Below are 14,205 nucleotides of genomic sequence, written 5' to 3'. Positions count from 1 at the left end.
TGCTATTTATCAGTTTATCTCTCGATACTTAGAACTTGAATCGAGTTGATAGCATAACCTGATCACCGTAAAGCTCGTTGAAACGACCTGTCACGCCGACAGAGAACAGCTCGGTTGCGTGGAAGCGGCCGTAAACGCTACCAATCACTTCTTCGTACTCATCGATGTTCAAGTGACCGATTGTGCCGCCAACTTCTAGCTGTGGACCCAACCACTGGCGAACACCTAGGTTTACTTCTACGCCGAACTTACCGCTAGAGCTTTTCAGCGCGCCTTTGTTTTTAGAGCTACGAGCCTTAAGTTCACCAGTGATGTCAGCCCAGTTGTTCACTGGTGCGTGGAAACCTACACCAAGTGCAGCATCCCAGTCGCTGTCGAATTCAGTATCAACGCTACCGGTAATGTGGGCATTAGGGTGGATAGATGTGCTGAAACCAGCACCGTAGGTCAGCGGGCTGATGCCAATACGAGCTTCAGCGTAGTCATAGCTGAAGTTGCTCATAGTCGGTTGAGCATTCGCCTGAGCGGCCGACACAGATGCCAGGACAAGACCTGAAGCAATTAGAATTTTACGCATGACAAATTTGTCCAATGGGCTAAAAATTAATTGCACTATTTTAATGGACAAAAGGCAGTGTTCATAGCAGTTTTGTGGAATTTTGCTGGTTGTTTTTTAAGTATTTAGGCCTAAAAGTCGACCAAATTGGTAAAAAATTGTGATCGCTTTCTATTCGTTGCTATCTGGAGTTGTAAAGGGCAGGGTATCTCCTGCCCATAAGTTGTTGCTGTATAAATCGATATAGCTGATTAAATCAACTCATTGCCAGAGTGTTTCTCTTGATCAAACAAGGACATGTTGTTCAACGTGGTATCAGCAATATTGCCAAGAGCTTCTTCAGTCAGAAAAGCCTGGTGGCCGGTGAAAAGCACATTGTGGCATGCAGATAGCCGGCGGAAGACGTCATCCTTAATCACATCGTTGGACTTGTCCTCAAAGAACAGATCTTTTTCGTTCTCATACACATCAATGCCCAAAGAGCCGATTTTACTGCTTTTCAGCGCCTCGATAGCATCTTTGGAGTTGAGCAGTTCACCACGGCTGGTGTTGATGATCATCACACCATCACGCATTTTGTCGAACGCATCTGCGTTGAGCATGTGGTAGTTTTCCTCTGTCATTGGGCAGTGCAAAGTAATGACATCAGCCTGGCTGTAAATGTCATCCAAGCTGGTGTACTCCACTCCTAAATCTATTGCGACTGGGTTTTCGTATGGGTCGTAGGCAAGAACATTCATGCCAAGTCCCTTTAAAATGCGGATAGTTGCAATGCCGATTTTACCCGTACCGATTACGCCAACGGTTTTGCCGTGGAAGTTGAATCCGGTTAAGCCTTCAAGGGAGAAATTAGCATCTCGGGTACGCTGGTAAGCACGGTGGATGCGGCGGTTAAGGCTGAGCATCAGGCCAAGGGTATGCTCTGCAATCGCTTCCGGAGAGTAAGCCGGAACACGGACAACTTGAATGCCGAGTGATTTTGCCGCTTCAATATCGACTTTATCGTATCCGGCACAGCGCATTGCAATCAGTTTTACCTGGTTTTCTGCCAAAGCTTCCAGCACCGTACGGCTTAAGTCATCGTTGACGAAGGCACAGACGGCATCATAGCCCTGCACGATTTTGACGGTCTGTGGAGTTAAGCGGAAGTCGTAAAAGTCGAGCTGATGGTTGTAGTGCTGATTGATCAGCTCGAAGGAATTCTGGTCATACTTTTTGGTGCTGAAGACTGCAACTTTCATGGATCACCTTTTCGGGTTGACTGTTCCTTGGCTTAAGCCTTGGAGTAGTGTAATTGATCTTATAATTTTGTGACCAAGATAACACTTTTAGCCCTGTCCCGAAAAGGTTTGTATGACAATTAAATTTGTAGGGTTATATGTCCGACAGCGATAATCGGCGGTGGCTCAGCGCTTCCATGATCCTGTTGGTATCGAGGATCTGCATCCAAGCTAGCAATTCCGCTTCTGATTCATTGTCGATCACATAGGTAGTCAGCTGATCAATGACGATCTGTCTTAGCTGATCACCGTTCCATGGCTTGGCAATGTAGTAATCCAAGCTGGCGTTGTTGACGGCCTGCACGGTTTCCTCAAGCCCTGCCTGACCGGTTAGCAATACCTTACGTGCATTGCAGGATTCTTCTTGATGCTTGAGTTCGATAAGGAAATCAATCCCCGTTTCGCCAGGCATGATGTGGTCACACAGAATCAGCGCCAGTGGGATATGATCAGCAATGGTATCGGCAAGGACTTCCTTTGCCTCATCCACAGACTCAGCGGCTTCAATAACAAAGTACTCTTCCAGCGCTCGAAGATCATTGATGACGCTATCAAGGACTTCGCGTTCATCATCAACGCAAAGGATCAGATATTTGTTCATAGGCTCTCCTTAACTGCCTCGCCCAAAGGCAAAGTCACTATCATTTTGGTAAATAATCCGGGCTCGGATTCAACCCTTATGCTGCCATTGTGTTGATGGATGATCTGCTGGCAGACAGATAACCCGATTCCAAGGCCGAAGTTGCCTTCTCGCTTGGTGGTAAAATTCAATTCGAAAATTTTTGCTTGCTGCTCCGGCGGTATTCCTTTGCCGTTGTCTTCAACGATGACTTCAACTGCTTGCTGACCGGTAATCTCATCAGTGACTTGCTGGGTGATCACTTTGATTTCTCCCGGCTCTTCAACGGCATCAAGAGCATTGGAAACCAGGTTAGTCCACACCTGTTGCAATGCGATAGGCTGGCAATAGACTGGGGGGAGCAAACTGTATTCCTTGACGACGTGATGGCGTTTCAATTTGTTCTCGAAGATCACCAAGGTGTCTTCTAATCCCTCGTGAATGTCGACAAAGTGGATGGACTCATCATCTTGCCGGGCATAGCTTTTCAAGCTTTTGACCAGATCGGCGATGCGCTGGGCGCAGACATTGATAGACCGCAGGAAGTTGCCCATCTGATAGTAGTTTTCCCATTCCGATAATACCTGCGGTAGGTGATTTTTCTGTGGTAGCAGCCATTGCTCGAGGTGGGTTTCGTCATCAATGCCCATTTGAACGACCTTACGCGCCAGTTGCTTGTCGCCGAGTGCTCCCGTTAGTTGCTTGGCGCGTTGGCGGGCTTCAGATGTGGACAAAGGCCGTGACTGCATAGCCTGCTGCATTATGTCATTGCCACGATCCTGATTCTCATGGCTGAGGGTGGTGTTGGTGATGGTGCCAATCGTCTGCTTGAGTGTATCGCTGCCGCGCAATATGGCAGAGACTGGATTATTGAGCTCGTGTGCTACACCCGCCACCAGTTGCCCTAGCATTGCCATTTTTTCTTTTTCGACAAGCTGGTGATAGGCCTCGTCCAACGACTTCAGGGTCTGCTGCAAACGCATTTCGGTTTGAATACTGCCTTTGAGACGACGGTTGAAATTACGTAGTAAGAGGTTGGTGAACAATGGCAGCAGTTCACTGCGGGAATTCATGACTTTGTTGAAAAGCTCCCGATCTAGCTTTATCACATCCGTGCCGCATAGAGTCACCCCAGTCGAGAAAGAGGTTTCGCCGGAGATGAAAGACATACCGCCGACCAGATGGCCCGGGCCGGCCCTTACTACCTCATGGCGGCAACCGTGCTCATCTTTTTTGTACAACGCAACTTCACCGCTGGTGATGAACCAGAGGAAGTTATTTGGCTCCCCTTCCTGGGTCAGGATATGATTGGCACTGTAGCTACGGCAGGCACGGGTTTCATCGTTGCTGGCAAAGAACTCGTGCAGTGCATCGATGACCTGGTTGGCCAAACTGGTATCGTCAAGGGTGTGGCTGTGCTGGATAAACCCAGACCGGAAGCGAGACATTTGGCGTTCGATATGGGCATTGAGGATCCGGCGATGATCAAGTAATTGGCTGTATTTGAGCCAGTCTTCGTCAGGGTGTTTCAATACGAAGTGGGTGAGCTCTTTGAGCAATACTTGTTTTAGCTCTTGCGAGTTCCACGGTTTTGTCAGGCAGTAGTGAAGCCGCCCCTCGTTAACGGCCTGCATAATGGCATCGAGCTGAGGCATGTCATTGAGCAGGACCGAGCGTGCTTGTTTACTGGCAGGGTACTGATCAAGGGTGACCAGAAAGTTAACACCCTTATCATCGCCAAGTTCATTGTCACAGATCACCATGGCGACACGCTGGTTGTTGGTCGCAATGTCTTCAAGGATATCGTTGGCTTCTGTAATGCTGTAGGCATTATAGATATCAAAAAGATCTGCAAAATCAGCCAAATCCTGATTAAGCTTTTCTACAACCAGAGGATCGTCGTCCAGACAGACAATCGCAAAACTATTCACCATTACACCCTTCACGTCAAAATATTGCTATGTAACTGTTATATTTAGGTACTTTGAATTAAGTGTATAAGAAATCAGCAGTCTGGACTGAGAGCCAACTAGCAATCGCGTGAGAATAATTTCACCCCTTGTTTAAGGTGTGACTTATTTGGATAAATGTCAAAAATTCCTAGGAAATCAATATAGATTGATAAATTCATTGTTCAGCAAGCTATGATAGACTGAGTCTTTCATCTTCAGATCTGGGACCTAAAAATAATGCTAGGAAAAATCGGTGCCGTTGGTGGTGCTGTGGCTGTGGCACTGTGTTGGCCGTTCGCTACGGGACAAATTGGTGAGCGCATTTATCTTGATACACTTGGCCAATATGAGAACCCGTATCTTGCTGTATCCAATGATTCGTATCAGCGCGGATACCTTAACTCTGAGGCAGTGTCCAAAATTGAGCTAAAGGATGAGCTGAAGTTTCTTTTTGAAGATGAAGGCCTACCGACAGTTTGGTTTGTTAAGCACCATGTAAGCCATGGATTTATGGGCGTTTCTTCTACCAGCGAACTGCTGGTGGATGAAGAACTTCAGCCAATGGCAAATGCACTGTGGGGTGAGAATGTAGCACCTGTTACCTTTACGACCAGCACTGCACTGACCCGAAAGACGGACTTTACCTTCCAGATCAATCCAATCGAAGCAACAGAAATCAACGGTACCAACGTGGCCGTTTCTCCGTTTGTTATGCAGGGTACGGTCAATGCCAAAGGCGCCGGTGAGTTTGAATACCAGCTACCAGCTGCCAGCCTGACAACGACAGCACAAGAAGAAATGGTGCTGAAAGGCCTCAAAGGCGGCGGAAAAGGGTATCTGGATGGCCAGTTCTGGATTGGCGATCAATCCATGACGCTCGAGGCCGTCAGCTTTAAAGATCTCAACTCTGAGCAGAGCTTGGATTTATCTGCTGTGGCCGTTGGCATGGAGAATATCCTGACCCAGCCTGAGGCCGTGGAAGGTGAAGAAAAAGCGGATCTACAGCTAGCTAACTCTAACCATGTCAAGGTAGGTAAGTTAGTGATGCTTGATGGCAGCGAGTACAGCAACTTCAATTTCCAGATGGCCTTTTCCGATCTTGACTATCCTTCGTTGAGCCGTTTGGGCGACATGACAGATGATCTTGAAGAGCCACTTACCGAACAGCAAGCCAAGGAAGTCTCAGACGCTTTGGATGCACTGGTTGCTAAAGGGCTGGCTTTCTCGGTAAATGATCTGAGTGTCTTGGCGCCGGAAGGACAGGTAACCAGTCGCTTGAATATGACGATAGCACCTGGGATCAGCAACATTTCTCAGAATATCGGTCAAATTGCTCAGAATTTGGGGGGTGATATCCACCTTAGCCTGCCGGTTGACTTGGTCGAAGCCGATCCGCTGCTCAGTGAACGTGTCGACATGCTGGAACAAAGTGCGATTGTCGAGCGCAATGCAACCCATTACTTACTCGATATGCAGATCGAAGGCGACAAAGTGATCCTATCGAACGGTGATCAGCTGCCATTTGCCATGCTATTTATGCTGTTCATGTAAGTCTTTGCTTATCGTTTAACATGAAAAAAACCGTCGAAACCCTCGGCGGTTTTTTTGTATTTCTTTTCCCCTAATCAGCAAATCTCAGTGGCTTGATATCAAGATAGGTAATATCTATTAATAAAATCGCTTATTTCAATTTAGTAATTTCAAGGAAATAGACGACACTTATATCAAAAGGAGGTGCTCCCGGAGTGGGAGGGCCAATCTGAAAAGTTACCGCTACAGGCTGTCAGAATAGTAGTAGGCAGTTTTAGCAAGCATGATTAGGGGGATGTATGGAGTCGTTGAAGGTCAAGGATTATATGAATGTACGTCCGGTGACATTCGAACCGAAGATGTCTCTTTCTAAGGCACTGGACAAGCTACTATCAGCTAAGCAAATTGGTGGCCCAGTAGTTGATGAGACACGCAAAGTGGTCGGTTTTTTGTCTGAACAAGACATGATCCATAAATTACTTAAAGTGGGTTACTACTGTCAGGATACCCATACTGTCGAAGAGTGCATGCGTGCAGACGTATTAACTGTGTCTCCTGAAGATTCGATTATCGAATTGGCTGATACCATGGCAGGTCAAAAACCAAAAATCTATCCGGTGGTCGAATACGGCCAGTTGGTCGGAGTCATTACCCGTCGTGATGTGCTTACGGCGATAAGCAACCAAATTGGTGATTGCTTCAAGCACCCGGTTTAGTGGCATGTGATGTGACAACATAAAAGAAAGGCGCACTCAGCGCCTTTCTTTTATTCCCTATTACCCCGGGTGTTTTTCAATGCTTGCAAGGAGAGCCAGTGGCAAAGCCGTCCCAACCCACTAAAGAGAACAATAACTCGCAGCTGAAGGCAGGCAAAGACGCTAAGTTTGTCACCGGCTCACCCATGAAGCACATTGTGGTGATGTCTGGCACTGGAGCGGTTGGCTTGATGGCATTGTTCCTGGTCGACTTACTCGATATGTTCTTCATCAGTTTACTTGGTGAAATCGAACTTGCGGCGGCCATCGGTTTTGCGGGTACCTTGGTTTTCTTTACCACCTCGGCTTCTATTGGTACGTCCATTGCGATGGGGGCGCTGGTTTCCCGGGCTTTGGGTGCGAACCAGCGCGAAAAAGCAAGGTCTGTGACGGTAAATGTCATGATCTTCGCGGTTATCTTCAGTGCAGTGCTGGTTTCTGTTGTTCTCGATAATTTGCAGTCCTTGCTCGCGATGATTGGGGCAAAAGGTGCTGTCGCTGAAGCAGCAACGGATTATTTAACGATCTTAATGCCAAGCGCCCCTGTTGTGGCAGTATCGATGGCCGCAGGCGCTGCACTTCGGGGGATTGGTGATGCTCGTCGCTCCATGTACGCGACCATAATTGGCGGGGCGGTTAATGCGGTCCTCGATCCCTTATTTATCTTCGGCTTCTCTATGGGGGTTGAAGGCGCGGCAACGGCGTCTGTTTTCGCCCGAGTAGCGGTGATGGTTTTTTCAATTCATGCAGTGATTGTTCATCATAATTTAGTCGCCCGGCCTAATATCGGCTCTTTCTTATCTTCTTTGTTGCCCATTTCTGCCATTGCGTTTCCGGCAATTCTAACCAATACCGCGACCCCGATAGGCAATGCTATCGTGACTAGCAATATCGCCCAGTTTGGTGAAAGTTATGTAGCCGGTTATGCGGTTATAGGCCGAATTATGCCCGTGTGTTTTGCCCTGGTCTTTTCGCTATCGGGGGCAATCGGCCCGATAATAGGCCAGAATTTCGGTGCAGGGCGTTGGGACCGCATACTGCGCTCGCTCTCTGACGCGCTGATGTTTGTGACTGGCTACTGTGTGGTGGTATCAGTGTTGTTATGGCTAGGGCAAGATTGGCTCATAGCGGCATTTAGTTTGGAAGAGGATGCGGCAAGCCTTGTCTCGGTATTTTGTACTGTTATTGCTATTACTTTTATCTTTAATGGCGCCATGTTTGTTGCCAATGCAGCTTTTAACAACCTTAATCGCCCGACGTGGTCAACAGCGCTTAATATGGGAAAAGCAACCCTAGGGACCATCCCGTTTGTTTGGTTAGGTGGTAAGTTAGGCGGTGCGGAAGGTGTATTGATGGGGCAGGCGGTAGGAACCATTGTGTTTGGTATCTTCAGCGGCATGCTGGTGGTTAACCAGGTCCGGAAAATGGCTTCTGAGCATGAGCAACAAGAGGAGCAGTCTGAAATCCTTGAACCAAGCGTACCACTGACTCCGTTTTGTTCATCAAGGACTTATATGGGACATGAAGATGTTATCGATGAGACCTTGGCAACAGACACCAAAACGTAAATCTCATTTTTTAATAAGTCAATCATCAAAAATAGTTATATTTCACTGGTTTATTGATCTGTTTCGGTGAAATTTCCTACCTATAGACGCACAATCACCCAATCGAGAATTTTGCCGGTAGACACAAGTACTACCGGTGCCTCTGATCCTGCTGCGTAATTTCATTGATGAAGCGCCTTAATCAGCAGCGACAGACACCAGATTTTGTGTTTTTAAGGGAATAATGTAAACATGCGTCAATATCTGAGGGTACTCATACCCGTCCTCATTCCACTCATCATTCTGATGCTGCCTGCATCAGCGTTTCCAGTTGAAGGGCTAACCGTTGTTCAGCAGCGCGTTATTGCGATCTTCTTGCTTGCAGCCTTGTGCTGGGTGTTGGAGCCGATACCGATTTATGCGACATCTGTGGTGATCATTGTGCTGGAACTCATGTTGCTCTCTGATAAAGGGCTATATTTGTTCCGGGGGGCAGAAGGCCAGCCGCATTTCGGTGAACTTCTCAGTTACAGCGATATTATGGCAACCTTTGCCAGCCCAATTATCATGCTGTTCCTCGGTGGTTTCTTCCTTGCGATGGCGGCAACCAAGTACCGCCTCGACGTTAACTTGGCGCGGGTATTGTTGAAGCCGTTCGGTACCCAGCCGAAATACGTCATGTTCGGGTTGATGCTGATCACCGCTATCTTCTCTATGTTCATGTCGAACACGGCCACCACGGCTATGATGCTATCCATATTGGCACCCGTGATCGCACTGTTTGGTGCTAAAGATCCGGGTAAGATCGCCTTTGCTCTTTGTATTCCGGTTGCCGCCAATATCGGTGGTATTGGCACCCCAATCGGCACGCCGCCTAATGCCATCGCATTGAAGTACCTGACGGGCGATAACCTGATCACCTTCGGTGAATGGATGTTCTTCGGCGTACCGTTTGTTGCCGTCTTGCTGGTGTTTGCCTGGGTGCTAATCAATACTCTATACCCTGCTAAACAGGAAAAAATCGAACTGACCATCAAGGGTAAATTCTTGATGACACCAAAAGCGATTACTGTTTATGTCACTTTTGCCCTGACAATTATTCTTTGGTTGATGGGCTCAGCCCACGGTATGAACTCTTATACCGTTGCCCTGATCCCGGTTGCGGTGTTTTCGCTGACCGGCATTATCAATAAAGAAGACTTGAAGAAAATTTCATGGGATGTGCTGTGGCTGGTCTCGGGCGGTATTGCCCTCGGCCTTGCTCTGGATCAGACTGGCCTTGCTAGGCTGATGGTGCACAGCATTCCGTTCGACAGCTTCTCGCCATATATCGTATTGGCTGGCTCGGCGTTGCTGTGCTTGGTGATGGCAAACTTCATGTCACATACCGCGACCGCTAACTTGCTGATGCCGATTATGGCTGCGCTGGGTACGTCAATGGTATCGCTGGTCCCACTTGGTGGTGAAATCACGCTGATTCTGGTTGTGACCTTTGCTGCGTCACTGGGTATGTCGCTGCCAATCAGTACACCGCCGAATGCGCTGGCTCATGCAACAGGTCACGTTCAGAGCAACCAGATGGCCCGTGTCGGGGTGATCATCGGGGTAGTTGGTGTGGTACTGAGTTTTGCCATGATCTGGCTATTGCACCTGATTGACCATATCTAAGAGAGTCACCATGCATCAACCAAAAGCCATGCAGCGGATCATCGATGTCTACTTCCGTGAACCCGCCCGAACTGAAGCAGTGAAGGCGGGAACACAGGTGCTGGTGCAGGATGGCTATAACGACAAACTGTATTGGGTAAAGAAAGGCGAACTGTCTGGTTACCTCAAGAACGAAGCGGATGTTACGGCAAAAGTGTTCAGGGTCGAGCAGGGTATGTTCTTCGGTGTTCATAGCTTCTTTGCCCAAACCTTGATGGCTTCGACCACTGTTGTGGCGGAAAAAGACAGCGAAATAGCCTGGATAGATCTCAAGACCCAAGCTGTTGAGCCGGAAACCTATGGTTCTTTAGCCGAGCAGTTTATGCCTGTCATGGTGCATGAGCTGGCCCAGCGTCAGATGATGACCGGGCTGCAGGCCATCGAGAAAGAAAAGGCGCTGCAAAAACTCTATGCCGCTGAGCAGATGACCACCTTGGGGCAATTGGCTGCAGGGATCGCCCATGAGCTGAATAACGCTGTTGGTGTCTTAAGCAGTAAAACCGAGGGTTTGCAGGAAGGGATCTGTCGTTTCTTGGAAGAGAACAAACCGGAGGTCAGCCCATTCCTCGACTTGGGGATTTGCGATGGTCAGGCGGTCACTTCGGCACAGGCCCGCAAGCGTGCCAAGCAACTGCAGCAAGATCTTGGCTTGGAAAGGGATCAGGCTAGGCAGCTTGCCCGTGCAGTGCCTGACGGCGACGTGCCTGCTTACTGGTTAGAAAATCTCGACGAAGCTCTGCAGTACTGGGATATCGGTCGTGATTTGCATGATATGAAGCTCGCTTCCAAACATGCTGCCAGTATAGTCCGCTCGGTGAAGCAGCTGGGTGGCACAGATAATGCCCGTCAGCCGGATGTTGATGTTAACGATACCATCCATAAATCATTGGCACTGCTGCAAAGTAACTTGAGGCGGGTCAATGTGGTATTGCGTCCGGCGGTACTGCCGACGATGACAGCAAGCACGACTGAGTTGGTGCAGGTGTGGGTCAATATTATCAAGAATGCGTGTGATGCGATGGAGGACACCCCAGATCCACAAATCGAGATTATCACACGGCATTCGAAGAACCGCTTGCTGATCACTATCAGCAACAACGGGCCGATGATCGATGAAGCGACGCGGCGCAAAGTATTTCAACCCAACTTTACCACCAAGAAAGGCGGGTTGTCGTTCGGATTAGGGCTGGGTCTTTCGATTGTGCAGCGGATCGTCAATAGCTATGGCGGCACCATTGCACTGAAAAGTGACCCGGATAAAACAAAATTTCGTATCAAACTGCCAATCGCGTAAGGGAATGGTTATGGAAAAACTAAACATCATCTGCGTAGATGATCAAAGGGAAGTACTAAGCGCCGTATTGAAAGATTTGTCACCGTTGAATGACTTCTTTCATGTTGAAGACTGTGAATCAGCGGATGAAGCACTGGAGTTGATGGATGAACTGGATGCCGAAGGTGAGTTCATTGCATTGGTGATTTCAGACCATGTCATGCCAGGTAAAACAGGTGTTGAGCTGCTGACTGAAATCTCACAGGACTCACGCTTTCACAAAACCAAAAAGGTTCTGCTGACTGGGCAGGCGACGCACCAAGATACTATCGCCGCCATTAACCGGGCTCGCATCGAAAGCTATTTCGAAAAGCCCTGGAAAGCCGATAGCCTGCTGACAACAGCCAGAAGCTTAATCACCGAATACATCTTTGATATGGGGATGGACTACCAGCCTTGGATGGACATCCTAGATAATGGTGTGGTGTTTAGGCGGTTGAGTTAATCTGCGGTCTAATAAATAGGCTCTAAATTGCAAGCCTGTTACCAAGTTAGAGAGGGTGAGTGAAGCTCACCCTTTTTTATAGAGTGGGTCCCAAAGCTGGAACCTTTTGTTGGTTAGCTACCGCATCTTGGATAAATAGGTATGCCCGCCAGTAGTTAAACACCCCTCCAGAGAAAAACAGCAAGCTACCGATTAAAAACTGCCATGAGATAAAGTTTTCCAGCAAAGGTGAATTTGCCATGGTTTCCTCTTGCCACAACAGCGGGACAGAACCAACCGCGAAAAGCACACTTCCCACGATGAAGGTTATCGCAGTTAGGTTCATCAGTTGGGCAATAGGCCGTGAGCTGATTTTTCCAATATTGATAATATTGATCGTCGCGCCGACGACAAAAAGTAGGCTACCGATGATGAATAGGGCCGAACTGAGCGCCTGGTACTGGCTATCGATAAAAGCGGTAACTCTGCCTGCGATATACATCAATGTCCCTGTCAGGTAGATATAGCTCGCACTGTCTTCCAGCCATTTTTCCCGGCTTTGTGTAACCTGGTTGGCCCAATAACGGTGGGTGTCATAGGTATCGTGGCAGTTGATGGTCAGGTAACACAGCGAGCCCGCGAAGAATAAGGTTTGCCCCAGCCATGAATAGGTCGAAAAGCTGGGGAAAAATAAAATGCTACCCACCACAAAGAATATCCCTCCGAGCTTATACATTACAGCACCGAAGGTCTCCCAGCGAAAGTGGCTCTTGAGATCGGCGTCATGCCGGGTGATATCATGGATGCGGATACGGTTGGTAAATAGGCGTGCCATTAATCGCCCTCTTCAGTGAATTTGGGAAGGCGAGGGTAGCGGATTGGCAGAGTAACAGGGTAATCGCTTTTGAATGATCACAGCCTACTTGAACGCTGAAGCTGCGATCCTTAAGCACCAAGTACTTGGCTTTCCTAAATGCTTAGGCGGCAACAATATTGTTTCTGACCAAGCCTCGCTTGATATTTCTGCACATCTTGCCAAAACGTGAGATCTCGTCGAAGTCTGGCGAGTCGCCTCTTTCCAGTACGCATTCCCAGTAAGACACTTCCGATTCAAGCAACTCCATTAGCTTTTTGGGGCAACCGATACAACTGTTGTCTGGGCCACAGACAAAGGTATCGGGATCATACAGTGGCAGCTCTAGCTTCACTTGTTCGATGATCAATTGCATCGCGGTACGGCGATCGGGTTTTTTAGCCATGGTAAAGTTCAAATGGGGGAAAGGGGCGTCATTATAGGCCGCTAGTGGCTATTGTCTATCCCCCAAAAGTACAGAGCCGCTAGCCCTATTAGTGAAGAAAGCTTATTGCTATCTAGTGCTTGGTACTTATAAGCGGGCAGTACTTTTCCGTACCACCAGTTCAAACGGGGGGACGGGGGCGTCAAAGGTTTTTTTTATGATTGTTGACTGGATCGACTGGAATGCCAACCGGCCAAACTCGAACAATGGCTGCCTAACCGTCGTAAGTTGGGGAATAAAATAAGGGCACATTTCATGATCATCAAAACCGACGACGGATATGTCGCCGGGTACCTTCAATCCATGTTGGTTAAGAGCTTGAATGGCACCAAATGCACTGTGATCATTAGCCGCAAAAATCGCCGTGAAGCCGGCGCCGCTCTGCAGTAGATGGCGGGTTGCCTTCAAACCGCTTTCCAATGAAAATCCCCCTTCGATGATCAGGGAGCTATCAATGCTCAACCCAGCATTCTGCAAGCTTTGTTTATATCCCTCCAGGCGGCACTCTCCATCGAACACCCCTTTGGGTCCAGTTAGGTGGGCAATGCGTGTGTGGCCAAGCTGCAATAGATGGTTAGTGGCCATTTTACCGCCCACCAGATTATTGATATTGAGGGTTTTGGCCTCTGGAGACTCTTTCCGGCAGCTAAAGAGTACCGGGATATTGCCGAGTATGGCTTTAACTTCATGGGCTGGAGTCAGGCCTAAAACAACGATGACACCATCAAGGTTAAGGCTGCGGAAATATTTGAGGTGTTGGATTTCTTGCGGCCGCTGCCAGTTTGAACTTTCGGTAATTAGCTGGCTTTGGCTTTTTTCGGCAAAGTTTTTGATACCCGCGAGAATTTTATTGCTGAAAGGACAGTCACAAGAGGGCAGCAATATACCTATCTTCAGTGCCTTTTCTTCTAGGTTTAAGCGCTTACGGGGGTGGTAACCAAGCTGATCAATCGCAACACGGATGCGGCTTGATTTGAGTTTATCGATTGGTGAGCTTTGGTTTACAAAGCGGGAGACAGTTGCCGGTGAGACGCCTGCCAGTTTGGCGACGTCATAAATTGTTGAATTTGCCATATTCCCTCAGGCATGTCGGTTAGCAGCGTATTGTATGCAAGTTAGCGCTTGGCTAATAACAGAGTCTGTTATTGATGGGCTTAAGATCGCGAAAAAATGGGCTAAAAAAGAGGGAGGCGCTAGCCTCCCT

General features: G+C 48.3%; 13 protein-coding genes. 6 read left to right on the top strand and 7 right to left on the bottom strand.

The window, feature by feature from the left end; all coding sequences use genetic code 11:
* Positions 1-28 precede the first annotated feature (28 nt).
* The 4 genes from ACXAD4_RS12870 to ACXAD4_RS12855 form a co-directional block, all read right to left on the bottom strand.
* The gene (locus tag ACXAD4_RS12870) at positions 29-577 is read right to left on the bottom strand and encodes a hypothetical protein (protein WP_475241882.1); all 549 of its coding nucleotides are present in this window, start codon (positions 575-577) and stop codon (positions 29-31) included.
* Positions 578-807: 230 nt separating this feature from the next.
* Complete coding sequence (locus ACXAD4_RS12865; protein WP_475241881.1) at positions 808-1,797, bottom strand: 2-hydroxyacid dehydrogenase; 990 nt, start codon at positions 1,795-1,797, stop codon at positions 808-810.
* Between the two features lie 133 nt (positions 1,798-1,930).
* The gene (locus tag ACXAD4_RS12860) at positions 1,931-2,437 is read right to left on the bottom strand and encodes a response regulator (protein WP_475241878.1); all 507 of its coding nucleotides are present in this window, start codon (positions 2,435-2,437) and stop codon (positions 1,931-1,933) included.
* Complete coding sequence (locus tag ACXAD4_RS12855) at positions 2,434-4,386, bottom strand: ATP-binding protein (RefSeq protein ID WP_475242779.1); 1,953 nt, start codon at positions 4,384-4,386, stop codon at positions 2,434-2,436. The genes ACXAD4_RS12860 and ACXAD4_RS12855 overlap by 4 nt, the downstream gene beginning before the upstream one ends.
* Before the next feature lie 258 nt (positions 4,387-4,644).
* Between ACXAD4_RS12855 and ACXAD4_RS12850 the strand changes: the two genes are divergently transcribed.
* The 6 genes from ACXAD4_RS12850 to ACXAD4_RS12825 all read left to right on the top strand — a co-directional run bounded on the left by ACXAD4_RS12850 (position 4,645) and on the right by ACXAD4_RS12825 (position 11,724).
* Positions 4,645-5,958 carry a DUF945 family protein gene (locus tag ACXAD4_RS12850; RefSeq protein WP_475241876.1) on the top strand — a complete coding sequence of 438 codons (1,314 nt, stop codon included), beginning with the start codon at positions 4,645-4,647 and terminating at the stop codon, positions 5,956-5,958.
* Positions 5,959-6,236: 278 nt separating this feature from the next.
* Positions 6,237-6,653: a CBS domain-containing protein gene (locus ACXAD4_RS12845; protein ID WP_475241875.1), complete on the top strand. Its 417-nt coding sequence runs from the start codon at positions 6,237-6,239 to the stop codon at positions 6,651-6,653.
* 203 nt (positions 6,654-6,856) lie between these two features.
* Positions 6,857-8,260 carry an MATE family efflux transporter gene (locus ACXAD4_RS12840; RefSeq protein ID WP_475242778.1) on the top strand — a complete coding sequence of 468 codons (1,404 nt, stop codon included), beginning with the start codon at positions 6,857-6,859 and terminating at the stop codon, positions 8,258-8,260.
* 231 nt (positions 8,261-8,491) lie between these two features.
* Complete coding sequence (locus ACXAD4_RS12835) at positions 8,492-9,907, top strand: SLC13 family permease (protein WP_475241873.1); 1,416 nt, start codon at positions 8,492-8,494, stop codon at positions 9,905-9,907.
* Positions 9,908-9,917: 10 nt separating this feature from the next.
* Positions 9,918-11,240, top strand: a complete 1,323-nt coding sequence (locus tag ACXAD4_RS12830; RefSeq protein ID WP_475241870.1) for an ATP-binding protein — start codon at positions 9,918-9,920, stop codon at positions 11,238-11,240.
* A gap of 10 nt (positions 11,241-11,250) precedes the next feature.
* Positions 11,251-11,724, top strand: coding sequence for a response regulator (locus ACXAD4_RS12825; RefSeq protein WP_475241869.1), 474 nt, complete (start codon positions 11,251-11,253; stop codon positions 11,722-11,724).
* A 76-nt stretch (positions 11,725-11,800) separates the two neighbouring features.
* On the opposite strand, the gene ACXAD4_RS12820 is transcribed toward ACXAD4_RS12825, so the two are convergent.
* The 3 genes from ACXAD4_RS12820 to ACXAD4_RS12810 all read right to left on the bottom strand — a co-directional run bounded on the left by ACXAD4_RS12820 (position 11,801) and on the right by ACXAD4_RS12810 (position 14,075).
* Complete coding sequence (locus ACXAD4_RS12820) at positions 11,801-12,538, bottom strand: YrhK family protein (protein ID WP_475241866.1); 738 nt, start codon at positions 12,536-12,538, stop codon at positions 11,801-11,803.
* Between the two features lie 142 nt (positions 12,539-12,680).
* On the bottom strand, positions 12,681-12,962 hold the full coding sequence (locus tag ACXAD4_RS12815) for a hypothetical protein (protein WP_475241865.1): 282 nt from the start codon (positions 12,960-12,962) through the stop codon (positions 12,681-12,683).
* Between the two features lie 126 nt (positions 12,963-13,088).
* Positions 13,089-14,075 carry a substrate-binding domain-containing protein gene (locus tag ACXAD4_RS12810; protein ID WP_475241863.1) on the bottom strand — a complete coding sequence of 329 codons (987 nt, stop codon included), beginning with the start codon at positions 14,073-14,075 and terminating at the stop codon, positions 13,089-13,091.
* Positions 14,076-14,205: the final 130 nt, after the last annotated feature.

The sequence above is a fragment of the Photobacterium sp. AWH4_225 genome, from assembly GCF_056158405.1.
This window is presented reverse-complemented; position numbering and strand designations above follow the sequence as displayed.

Excerpts from the sequence above, each read along its gene's own strand:
- ACXAD4_RS12870 (WP_475241882.1), bottom strand. The coding sequence starts at position 577 with ATGCGTAAAATTCTAATTGCTTCAGGTCTTGTCCTGGCATCTGTGTCG.
- ACXAD4_RS12865 (WP_475241881.1), bottom strand. The coding sequence starts at position 1,797 with ATGAAAGTTGCAGTCTTCAGCACCAAAAAGTATGACCAGAATTCCTTC.
- ACXAD4_RS12860 (WP_475241878.1), bottom strand. The coding sequence starts at position 2,437 with ATGAACAAATATCTGATCCTTTGCGTTGATGATGAACGCGAAGTCCTT.
- ACXAD4_RS12850 (WP_475241876.1), top strand. The coding sequence starts at position 4,645 with ATGCTAGGAAAAATCGGTGCCGTTGGTGGTGCTGTGGCTGTGGCACTG.
- ACXAD4_RS12845 (WP_475241875.1), top strand. The coding sequence starts at position 6,237 with ATGGAGTCGTTGAAGGTCAAGGATTATATGAATGTACGTCCGGTGACA.
- ACXAD4_RS12840 (WP_475242778.1), top strand. The coding sequence starts at position 6,857 with ATGTCTGGCACTGGAGCGGTTGGCTTGATGGCATTGTTCCTGGTCGAC.
- ACXAD4_RS12835 (WP_475241873.1), top strand. The coding sequence starts at position 8,492 with ATGCGTCAATATCTGAGGGTACTCATACCCGTCCTCATTCCACTCATC.
- ACXAD4_RS12830 (WP_475241870.1), top strand. The coding sequence starts at position 9,918 with ATGCATCAACCAAAAGCCATGCAGCGGATCATCGATGTCTACTTCCGT.
- ACXAD4_RS12825 (WP_475241869.1), top strand. The coding sequence starts at position 11,251 with ATGGAAAAACTAAACATCATCTGCGTAGATGATCAAAGGGAAGTACTA.
- ACXAD4_RS12820 (WP_475241866.1), bottom strand. The coding sequence starts at position 12,538 with ATGGCACGCCTATTTACCAACCGTATCCGCATCCATGATATCACCCGG.
- ACXAD4_RS12815 (WP_475241865.1), bottom strand. The coding sequence starts at position 12,962 with ATGGCTAAAAAACCCGATCGCCGTACCGCGATGCAATTGATCATCGAA.
- ACXAD4_RS12810 (WP_475241863.1), bottom strand. The coding sequence starts at position 14,075 with ATGGCAAATTCAACAATTTATGACGTCGCCAAACTGGCAGGCGTCTCA.